Source organism: Polaromonas sp. P1_G2, from assembly GCF_056405515.1.
This window is the reverse complement of sequence record NZ_JBFUBY010000824.1, coordinates 1-544: the sequence shown is the minus strand read 5'-3', so window position 1 is coordinate 544 and position 544 is coordinate 1. Positions and strand designations below refer to the sequence as shown.

The window sequence follows — 544 nt, the reverse complement described above, 5'->3', positions numbered from 1 at the left end:
GCCCGAACGGGCTTTTCGGAGCTAAAGCATGAATGCGCTGACCTTGCGCGCCATTCCGTTCGCGCTCTTCCTTGTCTTCGTGGCCCTCGGTCCGATGCTGATGAGCGATGGCAATCTGCATCTCATGACCGAGATGTTCGTGGTCATCATCATCGCCTCGATGTGGAACCTCTTGGCCGGCTATGCCGGGCTGATGTCGCTTGGCCACCAGATGTATTTCGGCGCCGGCGGCTATGTGCTCTACCTCTTCGCCAATGCCACCGGCCTCCATCCCTATCTGGGGCTGATTGCCGCCTTCCTGTTCGGCGGTGCGGCGGCGGCCTTGATTGCACCGATGCTCTTCCGGCTGCGCGATGCCTATTTCGCCATTGCCAGCTGGGTGCTGGCGGAAATGGTGTCGATCGCCGTGCAGAAGACGGATGCGCTCGGCGGCATTACCGGTGTTTCGCTCACCGATATGTCGGTGATCGATTTTGCCCTGTTCGAGTCGCAGATGTTCGTCATCGGAGCGATCATGGTGCTGGCGGCGGTGCTGGACAGCCTG

At 60.5% G+C, this 544-nt stretch carries 1 protein-coding gene; it reads left to right on the top strand.

The genetic code is table 11. From position 1 onward, the window contains the following. Nucleotides 1-28: 28 nt before the first annotated feature. On the top strand, nucleotides 29-544 hold a 516-nt coding region (locus AC1D0P_RS27815), incomplete at its 3' end, for an ABC transporter permease subunit (protein ID WP_477679682.1).